The organism is Thalassovita sp. (assembly GCF_963691685.1).
GTDB lineage: Bacteria > Pseudomonadota > Alphaproteobacteria > Rhodobacterales > Rhodobacteraceae > Thalassobius.
This window is the reverse complement of sequence record NZ_OY829290.1, coordinates 1,634,115-1,659,376: the sequence shown is the minus strand read 5'-3', so window position 1 is coordinate 1,659,376 and position 25,262 is coordinate 1,634,115. Positions and strand designations below refer to the sequence as shown.

Here is a 25,262-nt window from a genome sequence, read left to right as displayed (position 1 = left end):
TCTTTTCGGCATCATTAGCGCCGAGGGCCACACTAATGCAGCCGCAGGCTTTGGGCCGGGCGCGGCGGGTGTTTGCCGGGCCAGTTCGTGGCCTCATGCCAGGCCTGGGCGATCTGCAGCACCCTCAGATCACCACGCGGCGGGCCGATCAACTGCATCCCCATCGGCAGGCCCTGTGAGCCAAAACCAGCGGGGATCGACATGCAGGGCAGCCCCAGCAGGCTGACGGGGATCACAATCTCCATCCAGCGGTGATACGTGTCCATCGTCTGGCCTGCGATTTCTTCGGGATGGCGCCATTCCACCGGGAAGGGCCAGCACTGCGCCGAGGGCAGCATCAGCACATCCACCTCCGCAAACTGTTCGATCGCAGCCCGGTACCAATCTGACCGTGCCGCAGAGGCGCGATTGACCGCCATGCCCGACAGCTCCAGCCCCTGCTCAATCTCCCAGATCGCTTCGGGCTTCAGCTGGGCGCGGCTGGCGCGGTTTGCATGCAGCGGCGCCAGATTGCCGGCAATGGCCCAGGAGCGCAGGGTCGTCCAGGCCTCCCACAGGCGAACGGCGGGGAACGGCGGCGCCAGATACTCGACCTTGCAGCCCAATTGTTCGAACACCCCAAGGGCCGATTCACAGGTTTCCAGCACCCCATCTTCCATCGGATAGGCCCCGCCCCAATCCGCCAGCCAGCCAATCCGCAGCCCGTTCACATTGGTGCGGATGCGGTCAACAAACATCTGCGGCAGCAGGCCGTAAGGCTGGCGCATATCCCAGCCGCCCATCACCTCCAGCAGGGCTGCAATATCGGCAGGGGACCGGCCCATCGGCCCATTGGTCGACAGCTGGTTATGGAAAAGCTCACCATCGGGATCGGACGGCACCCGGCCCCAGCTGGGGCGGAAGCCATAGACGTTGTTCCAGGCCGCCGGGTTGCGCAGCGATCCCATCATGTCAGACCCATCCGACACGCTGACCATGCGCGTTGCCAACGCCGCCGCCGCACCGCCAGAGGATCCACCGGAGGACCGGGTCAGATCATAGGGATTGCGGGTGGCGCCATAGACGTCATTGAAGGTATGTGAGCCAAGGCCAAATTCAGGTGCATTGGTTTTGCCAATAAACAGTCCCCCGGCACGGCGCATCCGTTCCACAAACACGCTGTCCTGCGGCGCCACGGTGCGCGCCTGCATCGGGGAGCCCATCGAGGTGACCAGCCCTTCGACATTGGCCAGATCCTTCACCGCCAAAGGGATCCCGTGCAGCCATCCGCGCCGCTCGGTCTGATCAATGGCGCGCGCCTCATCCAAAAGCCGGTCGCCATCGCGCAGGGCAACAATGGCATTTACATCATCATTGATGGCGGTGATCCGCTCCAGCGTGGCGCGCATCAGTTCGACCGCGCTGAGGTCTCTTGCCTCCAGCAGCGCCGAAAGTTCCAGCGCGTCGCAGTCGAGAATATCCATCACCTTCCTCCGCTCGAATATGAGGATTGCCGATAAAGCGTTGGGAGACAATCTTTTATCGGCACGCTATCCTAATGGACAACGACCAAACGCCGCCAAACTCTTAGCATCAGAGCGTCGGGGCGCCTGCGAAATTCTCAAATCCAGCGGTGGTTTCGACCACATCCGCCTGATAATGCGCGATCAGCGGCATGGCCTTTGCTTCGACCTCCTCCAACCACACGGGACCGTTGTAAAACGCCTCTTTCAGCCGCTCCCGCGCAGCTTCGTCAGCAAAGGCCCGCATCCAATGCACCTTGTCAGGATGTTCCACATCGCGCACCGGTCCCCAGACCAGCATCCCAGCCTCGCGCAGGGCTTCGCGGTTGCGGGTTTCAAAATAGGCGATGAACTCTTCCCGCTTGCCGGGTTTTAATGTGTAGTGGCGGATTTCCAAAATCATCTTATCGATCCGATTTCTTGGGTCACAGGGGCCATCAAACCATGTGAGGTTCCGGCGCTAACCACAAGACACCACATCAAAAAAGGGCGGGTCACTGAACCCGCCTTTGTCATCTCAACCATTCACGTTGACTGACGGTCAGATCAATCGTCTGCCTGCGCTTCCGAGCGGCTTTTGCCGGACACATCCATCGCCAGTGTGGCGGCCATGAACCCATCCAGATCACCGTCCAGCACCCCTTTGGTGTCCGATGTCTCATGGCTGGTGCGCAGGTCCTTCACCATCTGATAGGGCTGCAGAACGTAGGAGCGGATCTGGTTGCCCCAGCCGGCATCCCCTTTGTTCTCATGCGCCTCGTTGATGGCGGCGTTGCGGCGGTCCAATTCCATCTGATACAGCCGCGATTTCAGCGCTTTCATGGCGATGTCACGGTTCTGGTGCTGCGATTTTTCCGAACTGGTGGTGACCACACCGGTGGGAATGTGGGTGATCCGAACGGCCGAGTCTGTGGTGTTCACGTGCTGACCACCGGCGCCAGAGGAACGATAGGTGTCGATCCGGATATCGGACGGGTTCACCTCAATCTCAATATTGTCATCCACCACCGGGTAGACCCAGACCGAGCTGAACGAGGTGTGCCGTTTCGCAGCCGAGTCATAGGGTGAGATCCGCACCAGACGGTGCACACCCGATTCCGACTTCAGCCAACCATAGGCGTTGTGGCCGGTGATCTTATAAGCGGCGGATTTGATGCCCGCCTCTTCGCCCGCGGTCATCGACTGCAGTTCAACCTTATAGCCCTTCTTCTCCGCCCAGCGGACATACATCCGCGCCAGCATCGAGGCCCAGTCGCAGCTTTCCGTGCCGCCCGCGCCCGAGTTGATCTCAAGGAAGGTATCGTTGCTGTCTGCTTCCCCATTGAGAAGCGCTTCCAGCTCTTTCTCAGCCGCCTTGGCGACCAGCGCCTTCAACGCGGCTTCGGCGTCAGCGATCACCTCATCATCTTCTTCCATCTCACCCAGTTCGATCAGCTCGATGTTATCGGCAACCTCTTGCTGCATATCGTCATGGGTTTTGATCGCATCCAGCAGGGTCTGACGCTCGCGCATCAGTTTCTGGGCGTTTTCCGGATCGTCCCACAGCGTCGGGTCTTCAACCCGGGCGTTGAACTCTTCCATGCGGAATTGCGCCGTCTCATAATCCATCCGCTGACGCAGCAGCGCCAGGGACTTTTCAATCTCGGAAACGATGTTCTGAACTTCGGCGCGCATGGGGCAATCCTGCTTATCTCTTGTCAGTGCTGCGTGATAGCAAGGTGGCGCAGCAGGGGCAAGCGCCGCATCTTTGGCTATGGCCTTTTCAATGTTCCTTAAATACTCAAATCCTTACCCGTCAGGCACGCTGAGCGTTTGAAGGAAGGCAACCAGATCCGCCACCTCCCGCTCTGACAGGTGAAAAGGCGCAAGGATCGCCTCACCATCTGCATGCAGGCGCTCGGTGTTGATCTCACTGTAATGACGCACCACGGCCTCCAGTGTGGGCAGGCTGCCGTCATGCATATAGGGCGCAGTATCGGTCAGGCCGCGCAAAGTTGGTGTGCGAAAACTGCCGAAATCACTGTGGCGCTGGCGCACCGACCGCAGCGCCCAGGCGCCGGTGCGGGCCGGATCATCACTCCACTGGCTGTCCAGCGTGTAGGGGCTAGACAGCAGCCGTTGCAGCCCTTGATGGCGGCCCGGATCAACCCGGGTTGCAGACAGGAAATAGGGCACCCCGGCGTCGTGAAATTCATTGTTGGTGAAACGTGGACCAACATGGCAGAAACTGCAGTTCCCGCGGCCCAGAAAGATCTGCAATCCCCGCTGCGCGGCCAAGGGGTAACTGACCGCCTGCCCCTGCAGCAGGTCAAGACGGAACTGATCAAACGGGGTTGGCGCGCTGACCAGCGTTTCCTGATAGGCCGCCAGCAACTTGGCGATATTGACCAACACCGCCTCCCCCGTATGGCCCTGCAAGGGACCCAGCAGCTGTTCCAGCCACTCGGCATAGGGGGAGTTTAGCAGGCTCACCTTCAACGCCTCAGGCGCATGGGCCATTTCGGTGGGATCCACAATCGGATGCAGGCTGGCCGCCCACAGCGCATCACTGCGCCCACCCCAGCCAAACCAGCGCAACCCCGCCAGATCGCGCACCGTGGGGATGTTGCGGTCCAGCAGAACCCGCCCCATGCCGCGCGCGACAGGCCGGGTGAAACCACCCTCAGGATCGTGGCAGCTGGCGCAGGACAACAGCCCATCTGAGGACAGGATCGGATCATTGAACAGCGCCTGCCCTAGCGCGATGGCCTGTGGATCGCTGGAAAAGCGGTTGCTGGGGTCAGGCTCCGCCACCGGCGGCCAGGGACCGAAGGCGCTGAGCCGGGCAATCTCCGCATCGCTCAGGATCACCTCGGCCAATGCCAAAGCAGGCAGGCTGCCCCAGAGCCCCGCAGCGGCAAGCAGAACACGCAGCCCCCGGCGGATCATTGCACCACGGTCTCATAGACATAATCGATGCGGCGCGCGTCCACCTCAGCCTGCACCTGAATGTGCCAGAGGCCCGGCATGTGAAACACAAGGTTCTCTACCGTATAGCGACCTTGCTCCGGGGTGCTCATACTCGGACGATAGAGCATCCCATGTTGATGGGCCGGCATGATGGCATCAACCGTCAGCACCTGCCCGCCGTCAAATAGGGCCACGCGCACCACAAAGGGTTGTGAGATCTGGGGCGGCTCAAATTGAATTCTGGCCTCCGGTGCCTTTGCCGTACTGCTTTGCATCACCTCCCCGTCGCAGGCCAAGGCTGGCGCCGATGGCAACGCTACGGCTAGAACAGCAAAAACGCATCCTCTCATTTGGCCCTCATTTAGCCGCCAACATCCGCGCCGCATTGTCATAGGCGATCTGGTCCGCAATGCCGTCCGGCAGATCGGCCAGCCAGCCGCGGGTAAAGTCAGCATGCGGCCCCACGTAGTACCAGCGTTCAGGCGCGAAGGTGTCCGTGCCCACCATGAACCGATCCGGATGCGCCTCAAAGGCGGCACGCCAGTCTGCTGTGACCTGCCCGCCGACGGCCATGTCAGAGCGATAGGCCAGATCCGCCCAAAGCCGCGGATAGGTGTCCAGTGCTTCAACAACATCTGCCGGATCATCAAACCCCGAATGCGCCCAAAGCACCCGCGCCTCAGGCCATGTGGCAAAAATCAGATCCAGCGCGGCGCGGTCACCGTGATGATGCAGCAGCAGGTTCCGTTCCTTGGCCATGGCGATCAGCGCCTGGATCACCTCGGTCTTGATATCGTCGCCATAGGCATGAAACTCCCCAATCGCGGCATAGTCATTCTGGGCCAGGTTGCGCTGCAGATAGTCGATGACCGAGGCATCATGCATCCAGGTGCCAATCGCCCCCCGCCGGCTATAAGGCCGTAGAGCAGGCACAACGATATCAGGCGCGGCGGCCAGCAGCAGTTGCGTGCCGTTGTCATCAGAGCTGGAAACCAGCGCCTTTTTCACGCCGGCCTCACGCAGGATCTTGGCGATCTGTTCTGGCGGCACACGCTCCACCGCATCATGACTGTAGTGGATATGGGCATCAAAGATCGGCCGCATCTCGGCCCTGCCGTGGGGGACAAACGCCGCAGTGATCAACGCAGCCAATGAAAGGGTCAGGGCGGAACGCAGGGGTGTTTTCAAAACGGTCTCAGTCCTTCGCTGGTGAGTGCTGGGAATGGTAAACCGCAGGCCCCATGGTTCAAGGGCGGCCGCATCATGCCGCCGCCCTTTGGGAAAAGTCTGCCCTTCAGCCCTAGCCGTCAGCCGACCGGTCAGGGCGCGGCCCGCCTTGGCGCACCACCTCAATATCGGCCTGCAGCTGGGTCTGCCATTCATCCAGCATGGAGCGCACCCTTTCGACGTATTCATCGTTTTCATGGCTCGCCACACCAACCTTATGGGCATCCGCAACAGCCAGCATCGCCCGGCGGTCCGTTTCATTGAAGACCTCAAGCATTTCTTCCGCGATAGGGCGGTCAATGCCCAAGGCCTCGAACAGGCTGCGCCCCATGCGCAGGGAACTGTCGTAGGTTTCGCGGATGATGTCGCGGCTGCCATGCGCCCAGAGGTCATAGACATGATCCCGGTCCACTGCACGGGTCACGATATGCACATGCGGGTAGTTTTTGCTGACGTAATGGGTCAGCTCGCTGATCTTTTCGCGGTCATCAATGGCGATGACCAGCACCTTGGCCTCTTGGATGCCTGCGGCGTGCAACAGATCCGGCCGGGTGGCATCGCCGTAGTAGTGTTTCACGCCGAATTTTTTCAGGATCTCCAACCGTTTGGAGCTGTAGTCAATCACCGTGGGCTGATAGCCCGCGGCCTCGGCGATCCGGTTGACCAGCCCACCGATGCGGCCGGCGCCTGCGATGATGATCTTGGCGCCATCGGGCATCTCATCCGCTTCACGTTCCTGATCCTCAACCCCGATCGCGGCAAAGACACGATCATAGAGGATAAACAGCGCCGGCGTCAGCAGCATCGACAGCGCCACTACCAGCAGCAGCTGATCCGCAATCGCCGCCGGGATCACCGCATTGGCCACGGTGAAGGACAGCAGCACGAAGCCAAATTCACCCGCCTGCGCAAGGCCAAGCGCAAACAGCCATTTATCGCTGCCTTCCAGCTTGAACAGACGGGCCAGCAGCAGCAGGATTGCGGCCTTCAACGCAATCAGGCCAAGAGTCAGCGCCAGAATGGTCAGGATGTTGTCAAACAGCAGGCCAAAGTTGATCCCCGCCCCCACCGTCATGAAAAACAGCCCCAGCAGCAGGCCCTTGAAGGGGTCAATGTCACTTTCCAACTCATGGCGATATTCTGAGTTCGCCAAAACAACACCGGCCAGGAAGGTGCCAAGCGCCGGCGACAGACCAACAAGGGTCATCAATAGGGCAATGCCCACCACCATCATCAGCGCCGCAGCGGTGAACAACTCGCGCAGGTTCGCGGCTGAGATGAAGCGGAAAATCGGTGAGGTGAGCGAAATGCCCCCGACCACAACAAAGGCAATGGCGCCAAGTGTGATCAACGTGACCTGCCAACCCGGCAGGCCAGCCACTAGGCTAAAGCCGCCGCTGTCACCACCGGCATGGCCCGAACTGCCCGCACCTTCCAGACCCGGCGCCATATTCACCAGATCCGGCATCGCCAGCAGCGGGATGAAGGCCAACATCGGGATCACGGCGATGTCCTGGGTCAGCAGAACGGAGAAACTGGATTGCCCGCCGTCGGATTTCATCAGCCCCTTTTCATTCAGCGTCTGCAGGACAATCGCGGTGGAGGAAAGCGCCAGCACCAGACCGATGGCCAAAGCCACGTTAAACGGCTGCCCCATAAGGTAGGCGACAGCCGCAACCGCAACCGTGGTCAGCCCCACCTGCCCGCCGCCAAGGCCCAACAGACGGGCCCGCATCTGCCACAGAACCTTGGGCTCCAACTCCAGCCCGACGAGGAACAGCATCATGACCACGCCAAATTCGGCGAAGTGCTGGATGGCAATCACATCAACCCCAAGGATCGCCAGAACCGGGCTGATCGCAATCCCCGCGATCAGATAGCCCAGCACCGATCCTAACCCCAGTTTTGAGGCGATCGGCACCGCGGCCACCCCGGCCACAAGAAAGGTAAATGCAAGCAAAAGGAAATCGGTCATGGGGGTTGGTCCATCCTGTTCAAACGCCCCCGCAGCATCGCCGATTTATGTCTGCCCGCCTAGAGGGTGTGATCTGCGCAAACAAAAACACCCTGCGCGCTGACGCAGGGTGCTTCGAATTTTCAGACACACATGTGCGCTAGTACAGGCCACCTGAGGAGACCGAACCGAAGCTGGCCTTGGGCCCAACCACCGTTGTCCGCCCGGTTGAGGTGGTGACCTCCTGGCCGACCTCCTGCACCTCTTCGAACAGGGGCAGGTTTGCGCCCATGGCAAAACCACCGTCAAAGGTGATCCCAAAGAGCGGCTCCTCCCCATCGCGAAAGTATTCGGCCACAACGGCCTCACCGCTGGCTTCATCAGGCAGGCGCTCACCAGTATAGCGGTCGATCTTGATGAAACGGCCGCCCTCAGGCACCTCAAAGGCGCCGCCGCCATACCGCTGCACCGCTTCTTTCATGAACTCGGCAAAGACCGGGCCACACATGGTGCCGCCATAAGCGCCGCGGCCCAGCGGGCGCGGGTTGTCATGGCCCATGTAGCAGCCGGCCACGATGTTGGAGGAAAAGCCGACAAACCAGACATCGCGTGAGTCATTGGTGGTGCCGGTTTTGCCCGCAATCGGCACCCCAACACGAATGTTGGTCGCGGTGCCGCGGTCAACCACACCTTTCATCATCGAGGTCAGCTGATACGCGGTGGTTTCATCCATCACGCGGGCCCGGTTGCTGACGATGCGCGGGCTTTGATCTGCAGGCAGTTCAGCCAGTTCACATTCCACACAATCACGCTGATCGTGACGGTAGATGGTCTGGCCATAGCGGTCCTGAATACGGTCCACCAGCGTCGGCTCAACCCGCTCCCCGCCATTGGCAAACATCGCATAGGCCGCCACCATTTTGTAAAGCGTGGTTTCATCCGCCCCCAGTGAGTTCGCCAGGAACTGCCCCATATCGTCATAAACGCCAAAACGTTCGGCATAGTTGGCGATCACGTCCATGCCGACCTCTTGCGCCAGACGGATGGTCATCAGGTTTCGCGATTGCTCAATGCCGGTGCGCAGCGGTGTGGGGCCGTAGAATTTGTTGGACGAGTTCTTGGGGCGCCACAGCCCCTGCGGGGTGTTCACCTCAATCGGGGCGTCGATCACGATGGTTGCCGGTGAATAACCACTGTCCAGCGCAGCCGCATAAACGAAGGGTTTGAAGGACGAGCCTGGCTGACGCTGCGCCTGGGTGGTGCGGTTAAACACCGAATGCTGGTAGCTGAAGCCGCCCTGCATCGCGATCACACGGCCGGTGTTGACGTCCATCGCCATGAAACCACCCTGGATTTCAGGCACCTGGCGCAGGGTCCAGCGCACGAAGCTGCCGTCATCATCCTTGGTCAGGGCACGGACCAGAACCACATCGCCAACGTTCAGCAGATCAGGGGCGTTTTTTGCCTTGCGGCCAACCTTGCCATCCTCCAGCTGAGGGGCAGCCCAGGTCACATCTTTGCCGATGATCCAATGGCCGTCCTCGTCCTCATCCACGCCTTCGATACCAATGCGCACATCATTGTTGCCCTGACGCAGCACAACGGCCGGATGCCATTTGCCGTTCAGGGTGATGTCGCGCGGCACCTCGGCATCAGCCAACGCAGCGCGCCAGGCCGCTTCGCTGCCCAGCTGATCGGCGGGGATGGTCACACCAGTGCCACGCCAGACGCCTTGTTTGCGGTCATAATCCTCCAGCCCGCGGCGCAGCGCTTCGGCGGCTTTGATCTGCATCTCGGGCTCAACAGTGGCCCGCACCGTCATCCCGCCGGAAAAGAACTGTTCTTCCCCGAAATCACGGCTCAGCTGGCGGCGGATCTCATCGGTGAAGTAATCCCGCGGCGGCAGGGCGGATTTGAAGCTTTCAAAATCGCCGTTCTGAACCGAACGCAGCGGCAGCTCTTTCTGGGCCAGATAGGCCGCTTCGGTGATGTAGCCGTTTTCCGACATTTCTTTCAGCACGAAGTTCCGCCGCGCAAGCACACGCTCTTTGTTGCGCACGGGGTGGAATTTGCCCGGTGCTTTCGGCATCGACGCCAGTGTCGCAGCCTCATGCGGGCTGAGTTCGCCAAGCGTCTTGTTGAAATAGGTCTGCGCCGCAGCCGTCACCCCGTAGGAGTTCTGGCCGAGGAAAATCTCATTCATGTAGAGCTCAAGGATCTGCTCTTTGCTCAGTGTCTGTTCCACACGGGTCGCAAGGATGATCTCTTTGATCTTCCGCTCAATGCGGCGTTCGCCCCCCAGGAGGAAGTTCTTCATCACCTGCTGGGTGATGGTCGAGGCACCGCGCACCGATTGACCACGTGAACGCACCGCCTCCACCGCTGCAGCGGCAATGCCGCGGGCATCATAGCCCTTGTGGGTGTAGAAGTTCTTATCTTCCGCCGAAATGAAGGCGTATTTCACCAGATCCGGGATTTCTTCGGCGGGGGTGAACAGACGGCGTTCTTTGGCAAATTCATCGATCATCCGCCCTTCACCGGAATAGATCCGGCTGATGGTCGGGGGCGTGTATTGGGCCAGCGCCTCATGGCTCGGCAGATCACGGCCATAGATGTAGAAAATCGAGCCGATGCTCAGCGCAGCGACCGCAATTCCCAGGGTGATCAGGGTAAAGATGCCCCCGAAAAACGATAGAATGAACCTCAGCACAAATGCCGTCCTTGTCTTGTTCTGCCCACTCTATAGTCACCCCCACCTTGAGCGTCAAAACAAGTTGGGGTGAAACGCAGCGCTTGGGCTATGTTTTGCCGCTGCTCGAGGGCTTGTCAGGGGCTACTGCCGCACCAATTGAGACAGCGCCGCATCCTCCCGTGCCCAGGTCCGCAGCGCATCGCGAATGCCCGCAGCAACAGAAATCCGCCATTGCCGGTTGGTCAGGTTTTCCAGATCCCGGGGGCTGGACATAAAGCCAACCTCCAAGAGGACCGAAGGGATATCAGCCGCCTTCAGCACCGAAAACCCTGCATGGCGCAGCGGTCGTTTGTTCATCGGTGCACCAGTGGCGCGGATACCCTCCACCATGGCCTCAGCCAGCCGTTTGGCGCGCGGCTTGGTTTCCTGGCGCGCCAGATCCAGCAGAACATCCGCCACCACATCGTCCTGGCCGGTCAGATCCACGCCCGACAGGATATCATCGCGGTCATGGCGCTCCGCCAATTTGGCCGAAGCCGCATCCGAGGCACTGTCAGACAGCAGATGCACCGTTGCACCATGCGCCTGACCGGCGGCCAAGGCATCGGCGTGCAGTGAGATAAAGACATGGGCGCCCTGCTCATGTGCCAGCGCAACACGGCGTTCCAGTGAGACAAAGCGATCTTCGTCCCGCGTCAGCATCACCTCAAAACCACCTGATCTCAAAAGCGTTTCTTTAAGCTCCAGCGCAAAGGACAGCATCAGCTCTTTCTCATTATAGCCATCCCGCTCGGCGCCTGGATCAATGCCACCGTGACCGGGGTCCAACATCACCCGCAACGGGCCCTCGCCGGGCAGCGCGGTCACCTTGGCCATGCCACTGACAGGCGGCAGATCCCAGCGCGGATCATAGGGCGCGCCCGATACTTCAGCAAAACGCTCTGCGCTCACCGCGCTCAGCGCCACGGTCAGATCTGCCGCGCCCGTGCTGTCCTCTAGCACCATCTCCACCGTCTCAATGGCCAGCGGTCCCGCCAGATCCACCACCATCCGCGACCATCCGGGGCGCACGCCCCCAAAGCGCAAGCCTTCAACCGCATCGGCGTTCAACAGCGCCTCCTGCGTCACGCCACGCCAGTCGACCTCACGAAAGTCCAGCACCAGCCGCTCCGGCGCTTCCAGCGTGTAAACCCGGTAAGGCACACCCTGGGTCAGACCAAGCCGCAGCTCAATCCCGCCACCACGGGTGTCGGTGATCTGCGAGCGCCCCACCTCAACCCGGGCGAGACCGCTCAACTCCTGTGCCTGCGCCATGCCTGCCAGCATCGACCACAGGGCCACCATCCAAATCTTGATCAGCCTGCTCACCGGATTCGCCCCCGTTCTTGTTGCCGCCCAGCCTAGCCAAACCAGCCAGAAAAGCGAAGGGCTGCCGCAAACCGCTGACAGCCCTCTTCACTGTTTCTTAAATACTCAAAATACAACAGCTGCCTCAGGCGCTGCGTCCCGCCATGAAACGCTGCAGCCGCAACAGGCCTTCCTCGATCTGCGCGGTTTCACGCGCGTAGGAAAACCGCAGCGTACCAGCCCCACGCACCGGATCGAAATCAAGGCCCGGTGTGACGGCAACACCTGCCTGTTCCAGGATCTCAGCGGCAAAGGCGCGGCTGTCTTCGGTCAGGTCACTGACATCCGCATAAACAAAGAAGGCGCCATCCGGCGGGGCGATTTTGGTGAAGCCTGCCTTTGGCAGCCCCTCCAACATCAATTGCCGGTTCTGGCGATAGACCTGCATGTTGGCTTCCAGCTCCTCCTCGCAGTCCATCGCGTGCAGGGCGACGATCTGACTGGCATGGGGCGAACAGATAAACATGTTCTGTGCCAGACGTTCGATGACGCGCACATGGTCTTCGGGCACCACCATCCAGCCGCAGCGCCAGCCGGTCATCGAGAAATATTTGGAGAAGGAATTGATTACATAGCAGTCATCGGTCAATTCCAGTGCGGTGACCGCTTTCGCTTCATATTCAATGCCATGGTAGATCTCATCCGAGATGAATCTGACCCCACCCGCCTGACAGGCGTCAATCAGCCCCTGCATGGCACCGCGATCCAGCATGGTGCCCGAAGGGTTCGCGGGGGAGGCCACCATCAGACCGTTGAGGTTCTGATCGGCAAAATCCGCCGGCACCGGCTGCAACCGGTTCGCAGGAGAGCTTTGCAGATCCACCGGTGTCAGATCGAGGGCGGACAGGATCTGGCGATAAGACGGGTAGCCCGGGGCGCCGATGCCGACGCGATCGCCGGTGTCAAAAAGTGAGGTGAAGGTCAGCAAAAACGCGCCGGAGGAGCCCGGAGTGATCACCACACGGTTCCAATCCAGATCCACATTGTACCATTCGCCATACATCCGCGCGATGCGTTTGCGCAGTTCCGGCAGACCCAAAGCAACCGTGTAGCCCAGGCTGCCCTGCTCCATCGCTTGTGCCAGGGCGGCGCGGGCCGCGGCGGGCGCTGCGGTGCCCGGTTGACCAACTTCCATATGGATGATGTCGCGGCCTGCCTCCTCAGCGGCGCGCGCGGCCTCCATCACATCCATCACAATAAAGGGATCCACCTCAGAGCGCCTTGAGTTCCGCATCGCTATCTCCCATGCTGCCGTCACTTTATGCCCTTTGACTGTGAAACAGGTGCAGCGTCAATGACCGGATTGGTGAAAGTTATTATGGTGGCGGCTGTGCTGGTGTTGCAGCCGATTGCAACGCTGGCAGCAACGCTGTTACGCGATCCCGATATTGAATATGCGTTGGGGCGGTTGGCCAAACCGGTGCTGGATGCGGCCGGCCTGTCAGCCGGTTCGATCAAGGTACTGGTCATCAAGGATCCGGCGCTGAACGCCTTTGTCGTCGACAATCGCCATATTTTCCTCCACTCCGGCCTGATCCTGAAAATGAAATCCGCAGCCGAATTGCAGGCTGTTGTGGCCCATGAGGCCGCCCATATCGCCAATGGCCATCTGTCGCGTCGGCCGCAAAACGCCCGCGCGGCCCGCTCAGCTGCGGCGTTGGGCCTGGCATTGGCGGTGGCGGCCGCGGCGGCAGGGGCTGACCCAAGTGCCGCCACCGGGATTTCGCTGGGATCCGCCAGTTCAGCGGAACGTGTCTTTAAGGGCCATACACGGGCCGAGGAAAGCGCCGCGGATGCATCCGCCATTCGGTATATGGCAGCAGCAAACATTGACCCCAAAGCCTTCCTTGAAGTGCTGAACCTCTTTCGCGGTCAGGAGTTGCTGAGCGAACATCGTCAGGATCCCTATGCCCGCACCCACCCGCTCAGCCGGGACCGCGTGCGCGCGGTGACCGCGCTCAGCAGTGCAGTCACGAAGAAGCCCGCGGACAGCAAAACCGCGGACTATTGGTTCGCCCGCGCGCAGGGCAAGCTTTCGGCCTTTCTGCGGGCGCCCAGCTGGACCCTCCGCCGCGCCAAAGACAGTGCGAGCCAGGACATCAAACTGATGCGACAGGCGGTGGCCTATCACCGCAATTCACAGACCGACAAGGCGATCAGCCATATCAACAAGGCCGTCGCGACCCGCCCCAAAGACCCCTATCTGCAGGAGTTGCGCGGCCAGATCCTGCTGGAAAGCCTGCAACTGAACGCCGCCGTAAACGCCTATAGCAAGGCCGCCAGCCTGGCACCGAACAACGCGCTGATCCTCGGTGGCCAAGGCCGGGCCTTGTTGCTGACAAAACAGCCGAAAACCGCGCTTAGGGTTCTGGAAAAGGCACGTCAGAAGGATTTCCGCAACAGCGGCGTTCTGCGCGATATGGCCACCGCCTATGCCCAACTGGGCCAGATGGGCATGGCCTCGCTCCTGACGGCGGAACGCTATGCCCTGCTCAGCCAATTTGACAATGCCCTGATCCATTCCAAACGCGCCGCCAGTCTTTTGCCGCGCGGCTCTGCCCCTTGGCTTCGCGCTCAGGATGTGCTCTCTGCATCTGAGGCTCAGGCCAAAAAGAAAAAAAGGAAATGACCATGAAGAAGCTCCTTGCCAGCGTTGCCACGCTTGCCACCCTTGCCCTGCCGGCGCAGGCCTTGGACCTGAGTGCGATGAACGCGGCGGAACGTGATGCTTTTGGCCAAGCCGTGCGCAGCTACCTGCTGGAAAATCCTGAAATCATCATCGAAGCCTATGAGCTGTATCAGCAGCAACAGGCCGAGCTGGAAGCGGCCAATGACCAGTTGTTGGTCCGCCAGTTGGCGCCGGCGCTGTTTGAGGATGACCGCGATTTTGAGGCGGGCAACCCCGAAGGCGACGTCGTGATGGTGGAGTTTCTGGATTACCGTTGTGGCTACTGCAAAAAGGCCCATGAGGAGGTCAAACAGCTGATCGCCGGTGACAAGAACATCCGCTTCATCGTGAAAGAATTTCCGATCCTCGGCGAGGAGTCAGTGCTGGCGTCACGCTTTGCAATCGCCACCCGCAAGGTTGCTGGCGATGACGCCTATGCCCGCATGAACGATGCGCTGATGCAGTATCGCGGTAAGGTCACCGAAGGGTCGCTGAAAAAAGTTGCCGGCAAGCTGGATCTGGATGGCGATGCGATCCTGGCGATGATCGATGACCCCGAGGTGACCCAACAGATCGCCGACACCCATCAGGTTGCCAGCGCGCTGTCGATTTCGGGCACGCCGACCTTTGTGATCCAGGACCAGATGCTGCGAGGCTATGTGCCCCTGAACGGCATGCAGGAACTGATCGCAGCCATCCGCGCCGAAATGTAAGCGCCGGTAAACCCGACAAACGACAAAAGGCAGCCTCGCGGGCTGCCTTTTTCGTTTCCAACAAACGGGTGATGCTTACTCAGCCGCGTCTTGTGCCGCCTCAGCCTCAATCGCGGCGGCACGTTTTTCCACCTCTTCCACGATGTGATCCACCATCTGTTCATTGCTCATTTTATGGCTGGCCTTACCAGCCAGATAGACCATGCCATTGCCAGCCCCGCCGCCGGTAAACCCTACATCGGTCATCAAAGCTTCGCCCGGGCCATTCACCACACAACCGATGATGCTGAGGCTCATCGGGGTTTTCACATGCTCCAGCCGACGTTCCAGCGTTTCCACGGTTTTGATCACGTCAAACCCCTGCCGCGCACAGCTGGGGCAGGAGATGATGTTCACGCCACGGTGCCGCAGGCCCAGGGATTTGAGGATCTCAAAGCCCATTTTCACCTCTTCCACCGGATCGGCGGACAGGCTGACACGCATGGTGTCGCCAATCCCCATCCACAGAAGCTGGCCCAGACCAATGGCAGATTTCACCGTGCCGGACATCAGCCCGCCGGCTTCGGTAATCCCCAGGTGGATCGGCGCGTCGGTGGCATCGGCCAGCTGCTGATAGGCCGCAGCGGACATGAAAACATCCGAGGCTTTGACCGAGATCTTAAACTCGTGAAAGTCATTGTCCTGCAGGATCTTGATGTGATCCAGACCACTTTCGACCATCGCATCCGGACAGGGCTCACCGTATTTTTCCAGCAGGTGCTTTTCCAAAGACCCGGCGTTCACACCGATCCGCATGGAACAATTGTTGTCCCGCGCGGCCTGAATGACCTCTTTGACTTTCTTTTCATTGCCAATGTTGCCCGGGTTGATCCGCAGGCAGGCGGCACCGGCCTCAGCAGCCTCAATGCCGCGTTTGTAGTGGAAATGGATGTCCGCCACGATAGGCACCGGACTTTCCTTCACGATCTCTTTCAGCGCGGCGGAGCTAGCGACATCCGGCACCGAGACCCGCACAATATCTGCACCCGCATCTGCGGCCCGCAGCACCTGCTCAATCGTTGCCTTGGCGTCCGAGGTGATCGTGTTGGTCATCGTCTGCACAGAGATCGGCGCACCGCCCCCCACAGGCACGTTGCCCACATGGATCTGGCGGCTTTCGCGGCGATAGATGTTGCGCCAAGGGCGGACGTGGTTCAGCGACATGGATCGGTTCCCATCGGTGGGCTAAGGCTTTGGCCCTTACATAGTGCGAGAACGGCGCTGCTGCAATTGCCTCAGCGCCGCATATCGATGTGCATATTTGGGTAGGTGGCCTCCGCCTGCCCTAGCGCTGCAGCTCCGCAACGGTGCTGGCCAGCTCCTGATGATCTTCCAGCGCAGCAACAGTGTATTTGGCGGTCAGATTATCAACCGACAGCGCCAGTTTTGAGGTCACAACACCGCGCGGACCGGCAGGACCGTAGTGTTCGCCATTGACGGTAAAATAAATCGCACCGCTTTCGCCCACCCGCAGGGTCGGCGCCTCTTCGGTTTGCGGCACCTTCCAGGTGTCACCCGGTTCCATAATGCCTTCGAAGATGACGGAGCCATCGGCGGCACGAACCCGTACCCAAGCGGGACGTACAGCCACCATTTCCACACCGGGTGCTGCTGCTTCGACAACCTGCGGCACGCTGGGGGCTGGCGGTTCAGGATCTGCAGACATCGCCGCAAAATCGATCTGCGGCTCCTCTGGCTTAAAGCTGCCCACCATCGTGGGGTCCAGCGTCGAAATCGGAGCATCCCGCGCTACCAGCACGGGCACATCCAATGCCTGCGGGCGGTAAAGACGGTCCAGCGCATCTGCCGGAGGTGTAAAGACACCTGCGACAGCAACATCCCCCTGTGCTGTCTCAGACGGCAGGCTTGGCGCAACCGGATCCAGTTCCGCCAGAACATTCGGGCTCTGCTCCACCGGGGCGAATTGCACCCGCTGGATTTCATTCAAAACCGACCAGCCACCATAGCCAATCGCCGCGATCAATCCCAGCAGCACCAGGGACGATCCAATCGCGCCGGGTTCGATGCTGGCAAAGAAGCCGTCTTTGGCCGGGGCAAACGGGGTTGTCGACGATGCAAACGGATCATTGGCACCAAGGCTGGGGCTGGCGATCACTTCTTTACGGCGCAGGCCGGAGGCCGCTTCGGACATGCCGTGGGCGGTGGTGAAGCCGCTTTCCGCGCAGAAGGTTGCAAAGGCCTCTTCCGGGTCAAGCCCCAGATAGCGGGCGTAGGACCGCACGTAACCGGCGATGAAACCGGGCGTGTCAAAGGCAGAGGGATCACAGTTTTCGATGGCAGCCACATAGGCCGCTTTGATGCGCAATTCCCGTTGAACATCCAGCAGCGATTTGCCCATGGTGGCGCGTTCCCCGCGCATCAAATCGCCGAGCCGCTGCTCAAAGTCGTCAAAGCCCATAGGCTTCACGACATCGTCTTCCGAAATTTTCGGTGCTTTACGCCTTATCATCCCCACTGCCCTATCAGCGATTCGCCCTCAGAACCGTCACGATTCGAACGTGACCTTTGTTGCGTTCAGCGTAGCATATGGCAAGGTTTTTTACACCAGATATGGTTTTAGGCACTCATATCGGCACGATTCAGCGCACAATGGGACCATAACTCGTCCAGAGCCTTGACCAGCTTGTCCATTTCCTCAGGTCCATGCACCGGCGACGGGGTGAAGCGCAAACGCTCCGTCCCGCGTGGCACAGTCGGGAAATTGATCGGCTGGACATAGATGCCGAAGCCTTCCAGCAGCATGTCACTCATCAGTTTGGTGTGCACAGGGTTGCCGACAATCACCGGCACGATATGGCTGCCATGATCGATGATCGGCAGGCCCAGACCTTTGAGCCGCAGCTTCAAGATTTTGGCCTGGGTCTGGTGCTGTTCACGCAGTTCCTGATCCTGCTTCAGATGCGCAACCGAGGCCGCAGCCCCAGCCGCAACAGCCGGCGGCAGTGAGGTGGTGAAGATGAAGCCCGGCGCGTAGGAGCGAATCGCGTCACACATTTTCGCAGACGCCGCAATATAGCCGCCCATCACGCCATAGGCCTTGGCCAGGGTGCCGTTGATGATGTCGATCCGGTGGGCAAGGTTATCGCGCTCAGTCACACCGCCACCGCGCGGGCCGTACATGCCAACAGCATGGACCTCATCAATATAGGTCAGCGCGCCAAACTCATCCGCCAGATCGCAGATCTCTTCAATCGGGCCAAAGTCGCCGTCCATCGAATAAACCGATTCAAAAGCAATCAGTTTGGGGGTCGCAGGATCATCCGCCGCCAGCAGTTCACGCAGATGGGCCACATCATTGTGGCGGAAAATACGCTTGGCCCCGCCATTGCGGCGCACCCCTTCGATCATCGAGGCATGGTTCAGCTCATCCGAATAGATGATCAACCCGGGGAACAGTTTGGGCAGCGTCGACAGCGTCGCGTCATTGGCAATATAGGCAGAGGTGAACAGCAGCGCCGCCTCTTTGCGGTGCAGATCCGCCAGTTCCGCCTCCAGCCGTTTGTGATAAACCGTGGTGCCGGAAATGTTGCGTGTCCCGCCTGAGCCTGCACCGGTGGCATCCACCGCCTCATGCATCGCGGCCAAAACCACGGGATGCTGGCCCATGCCAAGGTAATCATTGCCACACCACACGGTGATCGGCTGCTTGTCGCCATCAGGACGGGTCCACATGGCATGGGGAAAGTTCCCCTTCTCCCGCTCGATATCAATGAAGGTGCGGTAACGCCCTTCTTCGTGCAGCTTGTTCAGCGCGTCATCGAGTTTGGCAGTATAATCCACTTGGCTCGTCCTTATTCTGGCTCGGCGGTTCGTCTGACAGGCGTTTTTCAACCGTTACATCCCATCACGTAACATATTCACATTTTGTAGTATCACATACTACGGCGGCAATCTGCAAAAAAGATTACAAATTGACGCTCCTTTTCGCTTTGACTTGCATCAAGCGTACCGGTGGACAACCCCAAAAGCGCTGTTACTTTGCGCCGCAGAGGAAGAGGCAGGCGATTTTCGCGCCCCCTTCAACAAAAAGGAGAAGCCAATGGCGCTGGAACCCGTATTGTCCCAGATCGATGAGGACATCAGCACCGCAACCGAACGTCTGATGGACCTGTTGCGAATCCCTTCGATTTCAACCGACCCGGCCTTTAAAGCCGACTGCGACAGCGCAGCGGATTGGCTGGTGGCAGACCTGAAATCCATGGGCGTTGATGCCGCCAAACGTGAAACCCCGGGCCATCCAATGGTTGTGGGCCACATCAACGACGCCCCCGAAGGCGCGCCGCATGTGCTGTTTTACGGCCACTATGATGTGCAGCCGGTGGATCCGCTGGATCTGTGGGACACCCCGCCGTTTGAGCCGCAGCTCGAAGAGACCGAACATGGCACCGTGATCCGCGGCCGTGGCTCCTCTGATGACAAGGGCCAGCTGATGACCTTTGTCGAGGCCTGCCGCGCCTGGAAAGCCGTGCATGGCAGCCTGCCCTGCCGCATCACCTTCTTCTTCGAAGGCGAAGAAGAATCCGGCTCGCCCTCGCTGATTCCGTTCCTTGAGGCCCACCGCGAAGAGCTGCAGGCCGACCTGGCGCTGGTCTGTGACACCTCGATGGTGTCGCGTGGCGTGCCCTCGATTGCCTCGCAGCTGCGCGGCATGCTGAAGGATGAGTTCACCCTGACCGGCCCGCGCATCGACCTGCACTCGGGCCACTACGGCGGCCCCGGCCTGAACCCGCTGCGCGAAATGTCGCGGATTGTGGACAGTTTCTACAACGATGAAACCGGTGCTGTTGCCGTGGAAGGGTTCTACGAAGGTGTGCATGAAGTGCCTGCCGATCAGCTGCGCCAGTGGGAAAACTGCGGCTTTGATGAAGCCGAGTATCTGAACTCCGTCGGCTACACCAAGGCCCATGGCGAAAAAGGCTATTCGACACTGGAACAGCAATGGGCCCGCCCCACGCTGGAAGTGAACGGCCTCTGGGGCGGCTACAACGGCGTCGGCTCAAAAACCGTGCTTCCGTCGAAAGCGCATTGTAAAATCACCTGCCGTCTGGTCGGCGATATGGACCCTGATAAACTGCGCGACAAGATCCGCAAACACGTTGAGGACCGCCTGTCGACCGACATCAGCGTCGAATGGGATAATGACCTGGAAGGCTCGCCCGCTTCGGTGATGAACCTGGATCGCCCTGAGTTCGAAGCCGCCCGTGGCGCGCTGTCGGACGAATGGAACCGCGAAGCCGTGTTCACCGGCATGGGCGGCTCGATCCCTGTTGTTGGCTATTTCAACACCATCCTGGGCCTTGATTCGATGCTGGTGGGTTACGCCAATGACGATGACGCAATCCACTCACCGAATGAGAAATACGACCTGAAGAGTTTCCACAAAGGCATCCGCAGCTGGGCGCGGATCATGGCTGCGATCACCAAGTAAACCTGGCAGATCTGTACGAATAGGGAGGGGGGCGTTGCCCCCCTTCTTGCTTTCAGCAATTCATCCCCCCAGAGTATTTCTGAAACAATGAAAGCGCCTTTCAATGATCCCCAAATACTCACAAAGGAACAACTGATGCAAAGCGGAACACAGCGGGTGAACGGGGTCGAGATTGCCTATGATCTGCGCGGCAGCGGTCCGGGGCTGTTGCTTCTGCATGGCTTCCCGCAGACCCGCGCCATGTGGGGGCCGATTGCCGATTCATTAGCCGCGCGGTTCACCGTGGTGACACCGGATTTGCGGGGCTATGGCGCCTCTGGCAAGCCGCCAGCGGTTGCGGAGTACAGTTTTCGCCAGATGGCGCAGGACCAGGTTGAATTGATGGCGCACTTGGGCTTCGCGCGTTTTCATCTGGTCGGCCATGACCGCGGCGGGCGCACCGCGCATCGCATGGCGCTGGATCACGAAAGGGCGGTGCAGAGCCTGACGATGATGGACATTGTGCCAACACATCTGTTGCTCAGCGAACTTAACCGCCATGTGGCCAAGGCCTATTATCACTGGTTATTTCTGGCCCAACCTTCGCCGCTGCCGGAAACCATGATTTCCGCCGACCCGGAGGCCTATTTCATGTCCTGCTTGCAGGGTTGGGGCGCGGCGGATCCTGACGGGTTTGATCCGGGCCAGATGGCGGCCTATCGCGCGGCCTGGGCGGACCCGGAGGTGGTGCGCGGCATGTGCAATGATTACCGCGCTGCCCTGGAGGTGGATTTTGATCTGGATGAGGCGGATCTGCACCGGCAGGTCCATTGCCCGACCCTGGTGCTTTACGGGGCGGATGGGGCGATGGCCAAGGCCTATGATGTGCCCGCAACCTGGCAGGCGCGTTGCAGCGACCTGCGGGCCGGCGCGGTGCCCGGGGGGCATTTCTTCCCCGACACCCATCCTGAGGAAACGCTGGCGGCGCTCAACCGCTTTTTACCATAGTTCAGAAGATCCCCGAAAACCGCTCAGGCAGTTGAAACTGCAGCTGATAGTCCGGCCGGGCAAAGTTGTAAAAACCAGTGTCGCCGCGCGGCCCAAAGCTGCGCTGCATCTTGCGGCGGTAGGGCCGCATATCAAAACCTTCGATTATTTCGAGATCAGCAAAGCCCTCAAACGTGGCGCGATCTTCGCCGCGGGCTTCTGCGAACCAATGGCGGCCAATTGAGATCTCTTTGATGTCATCGCCAATTTCACCGGTGACCGCGTTGCGGCGATCCATGGCGGCGACATATTCCGGGAAATCACAGAACTTCAGGTGCATCAGGTACAGGCAATCGGGCGTGAACAGCTTACCGTATTGAGTGAAATGGCCACCGCGAGCGATCTTGGTCCCTGCGGAAATCACACAAGGTTTGGAGTAATGCGGCGCCAATCGGACGTGGCGGCGTGGGCCCAGGATTGTGTCTGTGATCGCCTCAGGCTCCACATCAATCCTGTGGATCACCTCCAGCCCCAGCGGCGTCAAGACACGGCGGATTGGCTGCTCTTCCAGATATTCCAGCAGGGTTTTGCCTTCTTCGGGGTCGATGACCACCAACTCATCCACATCGCCGACAATCACATGATTGTAGTAGCTGCGCAGCCCCATCACGAGGTTGTTCAAGAGCCGCCAGCGCTTCATGTCAAAGTTCTTATGCGGGTCTCCGGGAATGCCGATGATGTTGCAGCCCTCGGCCAGTTCCTCGACCCCGCGGCCACGGCCATGATTCACGATGTAGAGGTTTTCGCGCCCAAAGATCGGACCATAGTGGCGCAGCCAGGCCTTGAGGAAGAAATGATCATCCCGCACCATGGTGACGATGGCTGCTGTCGACTGCATAGGCCCTACCCGCTTCGTGTTTTTGATTTCACCGTTGTTTCACACGGCGTTAGTCCCCTTTGGTCTAACCCGTTTGAAGCAATTTGAGAATTAAAATATGGTCGCCAGGATGCCGGGGCATTTGACCCGAAACTGCAAGGAAAGCGATTTATGGTCTCCAAGGAATTTCAGGAAACGGGCTATCACCTCAATCGCCCTCATTCAGTGCCGTTGACCCATTTCCAAGTGTTCGGAGAACGCGGATCTGCCACCAATCTGGTGCGCAAAATGATCGAGAAGAACCTGCATATCGTGCGCACGGAATCGCTGGGCTGGAAACATGCGGTGCCGCATATGGTGGCGATCCCCCGTGATTTCCTGATGATCGGCGTGGTGCGCAACGCTGAGGCCTGGGCGCTGTCGATGCACAAACGTCCCTGGCATCTGGACCCGGCCTTGCAGGCCAATGATTTCTCAACCTTCATCCGCACGCCCTGGCGCGGCATCGTCGACCGGGAAGCGGATTTCGAAGAGGTGGTGGGCGAAATGACCGGCCAGACCGAAGGGCTGGAGCTGCAATTTGACCGCCATCCGATCACCGGCCGGCCGTTTGAAAACCTGTTCCAAATGCGCTCGGTCAAGATGGCCTGCCTGCTGGGTATGTTGAACCGGTCCTGCAACATGGCGCTGGTGCGGGCGGAATCGGTGCAGGCCGATCCCGAAGGGTTCGTGCGCTGGCTGGCAGAGGCTGCGGAGCTGTCGATGCAGCGCGATTTCATCAAAACGGTGAACCGCCGCTTGGGCAATCGTTTCAACCTGTCGGTTCCACGCGAACAACGCGGTGAGACCCCGGGTGAGATGTCAGAAGAGGACCGCGCCTTCATGCGCGGTGCATTGGATATGAAGCTGGAAACCCACCTTGGGTATCACTACCCGACCTGACCAAAGGGACTGACCGGGGCGGCGCCAAAAACCACAGGCCCCAATACCACAAAAGCACCCCAGAGGGTGCTTTGTTTCTTCCCGAAGGAAGAAGTGGCGCGGTTGACGGGGCTCGAACCCGCGACCCCCGGCGTGACAGGCCGGTACTCTAACCAACTGAGCTACAACCGCGCATCTGGCACTCTGACGACGTTTGAACAGTGGTGGCGCGGTTGACGGGGCTCGAACCCGCGACCCCCGGCGTGACAGGCCGGTACTCTAACCAACTGAGCTACAACCGCTCACTGTTCGCTCATCGTCTTGAGCGTGAGGGGTGTTTATGCTGAGCTTCCGGTGGCGTCAAGCGGATCATGTCACAAAAATCACAAAAGTTTCCCACCCGTCGTGAGCCCCCTTTTTTCATTGAGGATGGCGGCGAAATTTTCTTTTCACCGCCACCAAATCAATCAGGCAGAGGGATGAATTCGCCGTCATCGCCGGGGGGCAGCTGGAATCGACCATGGGCCCAATCCCCTGCACGCCAGGCTTCTTTTGCGGCCTCAATCCTTTCTTTGCTGGAGGCGACGAAGTTCCACCAGATATGACGGGGGCCGTTCAGGGTTTCGCCGCCCAGAATCAGCACCCGCGCGCCCTGCCCGCCTGCGGTGACGGAAATGGAATCGCCCGGGCGGAACACCAGCATGCGGCCCGGTTCATAGGTCTGACCGGCTTGGCTGACCTCCCCCTCAATCACATAGACCGCGCGGTCCTCATGATCGTCTGGCAAAGGCAGCTGCGCCCCGGCCTGCATCTTCACGTCGCCGTAGAACACATCAAAGGGCATCGGCACCGGGGCCTCAACACCGTAGGCGTGCCCCAGAATCAGGCGCATTTCCTTGCCCTCACCTTCCAGGATCGGCAGGTCCGCCTTGGGGGTGTGATGAAACAGTGGCGCGTCATCTTCATGACCTTCCGGCAGCGCCAGCCATGTCTGAATGCCAAACATGTTGAACGGCTTTTCGCGCATCTCTTCATCTGTGCGTTCAGAATGGGTGATACCGTAGCCTGCTTTCATCCAGTTCACGGCGCCGGGTTCAATCCACTGATCGGTGCCAAGGGAATCGCGATGGTGCAGCCGCCCTTTGTAGAGGTAGGTCACCGTGCCCAGCCCAATATGGGGATGTGGGCGCACATCGATGCCCTGCCCGGTCAGAAACTCGGCCGGCCCCATCTGATCAAAAAATATAAACGGCCCAACCATCTGGCGGCGCCCATGCGGCAGGGCGCGGCGCACCTCAAAGCCGCCCAGATCACGGGCGCGCGGCACAATGACGGTTTCAATCTGATCCACCTGATCGCCAATTGGCGTGTGAATATCTAGCAGTGGGTTCCAACTCATATCGGTGCCTCCTTTGAGACCCAACATAGAGCGTTAGAAGAACCGCAAAATCCCCATCGCCCGACAGGATCTGTGCACAAATGCAGAGATCCGATGACAACAGAGCAACTGAAACGCGGAACAAGCGATCTAAGCGGCTGATTTAAAGGTGGAATGGTGGGTCGTGAGAGGCTCGAACTCCCGACATCTTCGGTGTAAACGAAGCGCTCTACCAACTGAGCTAACGACCCGTGAGGCGTTGTCTATCCAAAGCCTCAGGCAGGTGCAAGGGGGGCTGTCACACTTTTTTCCGAATTCTGTCTGGCGCTGGTTTTGGTCCGTTCGCAGGGTTAAACAGCAATGCACAGATCGATCAGATAGACTGAGGTAGAGCATTCATCGAAGGGGGAATGGTGGGTCGTGAGAGGCTCGAACTCCCGACATCTTCGGTGTAAACGAAGCGCTCTACCAACTGAGCTAACGACCCGTGAGGCGCGGTTTATCCAAACCTTTGGGGCGC

20 protein-coding genes and 4 tRNA genes are annotated in these 25,262 nt (G+C 59.7%); 5 read left to right on the top strand and 19 right to left on the bottom strand.

Annotation, left to right across the window (positions count from 1 at the left end; all coding sequences use genetic code 11):
* Positions 1–32: 32 nt before the first annotated feature.
* From ACORLH_RS08065 to ACORLH_RS08020, 10 genes are all read right to left on the bottom strand, one after another.
* Positions 33–1,463 (bottom strand): amidase, encoded by a 1,431-nt coding sequence (locus ACORLH_RS08065; protein ID WP_321832161.1) that lies wholly within the window; start codon positions 1,461–1,463, stop codon positions 33–35.
* 109 nt (positions 1,464–1,572) lie between these two features.
* On the bottom strand, positions 1,573–1,905 hold the full coding sequence (locus ACORLH_RS08060; RefSeq protein WP_321832160.1) for a putative quinol monooxygenase: 333 nt from the start codon (positions 1,903–1,905) through the stop codon (positions 1,573–1,575).
* A 143-nt stretch (positions 1,906–2,048) separates the two neighbouring features.
* On the bottom strand, positions 2,049–3,176 hold the full coding sequence (gene prfB, locus ACORLH_RS08055; RefSeq protein WP_321832159.1) for a peptide chain release factor 2: 1,128 nt from the start codon (positions 3,174–3,176) through the stop codon (positions 2,049–2,051).
* A 114-nt stretch (positions 3,177–3,290) separates the two neighbouring features.
* On the bottom strand, positions 3,291–4,430 hold the full coding sequence (locus tag ACORLH_RS08050; RefSeq protein WP_321832157.1) for a cytochrome-c peroxidase: 1,140 nt from the start codon (positions 4,428–4,430) through the stop codon (positions 3,291–3,293).
* Positions 4,427–4,726, bottom strand: coding sequence for a FixH family protein (locus tag ACORLH_RS08045; RefSeq protein ID WP_321832155.1), 300 nt, complete (start codon positions 4,724–4,726; stop codon positions 4,427–4,429). Before ACORLH_RS08045 ends, ACORLH_RS08050 begins: the two co-directional genes overlap by 4 nt.
* A gap of 82 nt (positions 4,727–4,808) precedes the next feature.
* Positions 4,809–5,555 (bottom strand): amidohydrolase family protein, encoded by a 747-nt coding sequence (locus ACORLH_RS08040; protein WP_321832153.1) that lies wholly within the window; start codon positions 5,553–5,555, stop codon positions 4,809–4,811.
* A 196-nt stretch (positions 5,556–5,751) separates the two neighbouring features.
* On the bottom strand, positions 5,752–7,653 hold the full coding sequence (locus tag ACORLH_RS08035) for a cation:proton antiporter (RefSeq protein WP_321832151.1): 1,902 nt from the start codon (positions 7,651–7,653) through the stop codon (positions 5,752–5,754).
* Positions 7,654–7,792: 139 nt separating this feature from the next.
* Complete coding sequence (locus tag ACORLH_RS08030) at positions 7,793–10,342, bottom strand: PBP1A family penicillin-binding protein (protein WP_321832149.1); 2,550 nt, start codon at positions 10,340–10,342, stop codon at positions 7,793–7,795.
* Positions 10,343–10,465: 123 nt separating this feature from the next.
* The gene (locus tag ACORLH_RS08025; RefSeq protein ID WP_321832147.1) at positions 10,466–11,692 is read right to left on the bottom strand and encodes an N-acetylmuramoyl-L-alanine amidase; all 1,227 of its coding nucleotides are present in this window, start codon (positions 11,690–11,692) and stop codon (positions 10,466–10,468) included.
* Positions 11,693–11,816: 124 nt separating this feature from the next.
* A complete protein-coding gene (locus tag ACORLH_RS08020) occupies positions 11,817–12,965 on the bottom strand; it encodes a pyridoxal phosphate-dependent aminotransferase (RefSeq protein ID WP_321832146.1) in 1,149 nt (382 codons plus the stop codon).
* A gap of 60 nt (positions 12,966–13,025) precedes the next feature.
* Here ACORLH_RS08020 and ACORLH_RS08015 point away from each other — a divergent pair, with 60 nt between their 5' ends.
* Complete coding sequence (locus ACORLH_RS08015) at positions 13,026–14,360, top strand: M48 family metalloprotease (RefSeq protein WP_321832145.1); 1,335 nt, start codon at positions 13,026–13,028, stop codon at positions 14,358–14,360.
* A gap of 2 nt (positions 14,361–14,362) precedes the next feature.
* Entirely contained in the window at positions 14,363–15,112 is a 750-nt protein-coding gene (locus ACORLH_RS08010) for a DsbA family protein (RefSeq protein WP_321832144.1), read from the top strand.
* Between the two features lie 75 nt (positions 15,113–15,187).
* Here ACORLH_RS08010 and ispG read toward each other — a convergent pair whose 3' ends face one another.
* The 3 genes from ispG to hemA form a co-directional block, all read right to left on the bottom strand.
* A complete protein-coding gene (ispG, locus tag ACORLH_RS08005) occupies positions 15,188–16,315 on the bottom strand; it encodes a flavodoxin-dependent (E)-4-hydroxy-3-methylbut-2-enyl-diphosphate synthase (RefSeq protein ID WP_321832143.1) in 1,128 nt (375 codons plus the stop codon).
* Between the two features lie 121 nt (positions 16,316–16,436).
* Positions 16,437–17,621: a RodZ domain-containing protein gene (locus ACORLH_RS08000; protein ID WP_420719811.1), complete on the bottom strand. Its 1,185-nt coding sequence runs from the start codon at positions 17,619–17,621 to the stop codon at positions 16,437–16,439.
* A gap of 107 nt (positions 17,622–17,728) precedes the next feature.
* Positions 17,729–18,952 (bottom strand): 5-aminolevulinate synthase, encoded by a 1,224-nt coding sequence (gene hemA / locus ACORLH_RS07995; RefSeq protein ID WP_321832141.1) that lies wholly within the window; start codon positions 18,950–18,952, stop codon positions 17,729–17,731.
* Between the two features lie 259 nt (positions 18,953–19,211).
* On the opposite strand from hemA, the gene ACORLH_RS07990 reads away from it, so the two are divergent.
* Positions 19,212–20,600 (top strand): dipeptidase, encoded by a 1,389-nt coding sequence (locus tag ACORLH_RS07990; RefSeq protein WP_321832140.1) that lies wholly within the window; start codon positions 19,212–19,214, stop codon positions 20,598–20,600.
* A gap of 135 nt (positions 20,601–20,735) precedes the next feature.
* On the top strand, positions 20,736–21,587 hold the full coding sequence (locus tag ACORLH_RS07985; protein ID WP_321832138.1) for an alpha/beta hydrolase: 852 nt from the start codon (positions 20,736–20,738) through the stop codon (positions 21,585–21,587).
* A gap of 1 nt (position 21,588) precedes the next feature.
* Here ACORLH_RS07985 and ACORLH_RS07980 read toward each other — a convergent pair whose 3' ends face one another.
* A complete protein-coding gene (locus ACORLH_RS07980) occupies positions 21,589–22,464 on the bottom strand; it encodes a glycosyltransferase family 2 protein (protein WP_321832135.1) in 876 nt (291 codons plus the stop codon).
* A gap of 150 nt (positions 22,465–22,614) precedes the next feature.
* Here ACORLH_RS07980 and ACORLH_RS07975 point away from each other — a divergent pair, with 150 nt between their 5' ends.
* A complete protein-coding gene (locus tag ACORLH_RS07975) occupies positions 22,615–23,385 on the top strand; it encodes a hypothetical protein (protein ID WP_321832134.1) in 771 nt (256 codons plus the stop codon).
* A 94-nt stretch (positions 23,386–23,479) separates the two neighbouring features.
* Here the strand turns inward: ACORLH_RS07975 and ACORLH_RS07970 are convergent.
* The 5 genes from ACORLH_RS07970 to ACORLH_RS07950 form a co-directional block, all read right to left on the bottom strand.
* Positions 23,480–23,556 (bottom strand) — tRNA-Asp (locus ACORLH_RS07970).
* Between the two features lie 33 nt (positions 23,557–23,589).
* A tRNA-Asp gene (locus tag ACORLH_RS07965) sits at positions 23,590–23,666 on the bottom strand.
* A gap of 161 nt (positions 23,667–23,827) precedes the next feature.
* On the bottom strand, positions 23,828–24,763 hold the full coding sequence (locus tag ACORLH_RS07960) for a pirin family protein (RefSeq protein ID WP_321832133.1): 936 nt from the start codon (positions 24,761–24,763) through the stop codon (positions 23,828–23,830).
* A gap of 154 nt (positions 24,764–24,917) precedes the next feature.
* Positions 24,918–24,993: transfer RNA gene (locus ACORLH_RS07955), tRNA-Val, on the bottom strand.
* 160 nt (positions 24,994–25,153) lie between these two features.
* Positions 25,154–25,229, bottom strand: a tRNA-Val gene (locus tag ACORLH_RS07950).
* Positions 25,230–25,262 lie beyond the last annotated feature (33 nt).

Bases quoted from the DNA above. Each gene is read 5' to 3' on its own strand.
- ACORLH_RS07960 (WP_321832133.1), bottom strand. From the start codon at position 24,763: ATGAGTTGGAACCCACTGCTAGATATTCACACGCCAATTGGCGATCAG.
- ACORLH_RS08050 (WP_321832157.1), bottom strand. From the start codon at position 4,430: ATGATCCGCCGGGGGCTGCGTGTTCTGCTTGCCGCTGCGGGGCTCTGG.
- ispG (WP_321832143.1), bottom strand. From the start codon at position 16,315: ATGTCGCTGAACCACGTCCGCCCTTGGCGCAACATCTATCGCCGCGAA.
- prfB (WP_321832159.1), bottom strand. From the start codon at position 3,176: ATGCGCGCCGAAGTTCAGAACATCGTTTCCGAGATTGAAAAGTCCCTG.
- ACORLH_RS08060 (WP_321832160.1), bottom strand. From the start codon at position 1,905: ATGATTTTGGAAATCCGCCACTACACATTAAAACCCGGCAAGCGGGAA.
- ACORLH_RS07980 (WP_321832135.1), bottom strand. From the start codon at position 22,464: ATGCAGTCGACAGCAGCCATCGTCACCATGGTGCGGGATGATCATTTC.
- ACORLH_RS08015 (WP_321832145.1), top strand. From the start codon at position 13,026: ATGACCGGATTGGTGAAAGTTATTATGGTGGCGGCTGTGCTGGTGTTG.
- ACORLH_RS08040 (WP_321832153.1), bottom strand. From the start codon at position 5,555: ATGCGGCCGATCTTTGATGCCCATATCCACTACAGTCATGATGCGGTG.
- ACORLH_RS08010 (WP_321832144.1), top strand. From the start codon at position 14,363: ATGAAGAAGCTCCTTGCCAGCGTTGCCACGCTTGCCACCCTTGCCCTG.
- ACORLH_RS07990 (WP_321832140.1), top strand. From the start codon at position 19,212: ATGGCGCTGGAACCCGTATTGTCCCAGATCGATGAGGACATCAGCACC.
- ACORLH_RS08045 (WP_321832155.1), bottom strand. From the start codon at position 4,726: ATGCAAAGCAGTACGGCAAAGGCACCGGAGGCCAGAATTCAATTTGAG.
- ACORLH_RS08065 (WP_321832161.1), bottom strand. From the start codon at position 1,463: ATGGATATTCTCGACTGCGACGCGCTGGAACTTTCGGCGCTGCTGGAG.
- ACORLH_RS07985 (WP_321832138.1), top strand. From the start codon at position 20,736: ATGCAAAGCGGAACACAGCGGGTGAACGGGGTCGAGATTGCCTATGAT.
- ACORLH_RS08020 (WP_321832146.1), bottom strand. From the start codon at position 12,965: ATGCGGAACTCAAGGCGCTCTGAGGTGGATCCCTTTATTGTGATGGAT.
- ACORLH_RS08035 (WP_321832151.1), bottom strand. From the start codon at position 7,653: ATGACCGATTTCCTTTTGCTTGCATTTACCTTTCTTGTGGCCGGGGTG.
- ACORLH_RS07975 (WP_321832134.1), top strand. From the start codon at position 22,615: ATGGTCTCCAAGGAATTTCAGGAAACGGGCTATCACCTCAATCGCCCT.
- ACORLH_RS08000 (WP_420719811.1), bottom strand. From the start codon at position 17,621: ATGATAAGGCGTAAAGCACCGAAAATTTCGGAAGACGATGTCGTGAAG.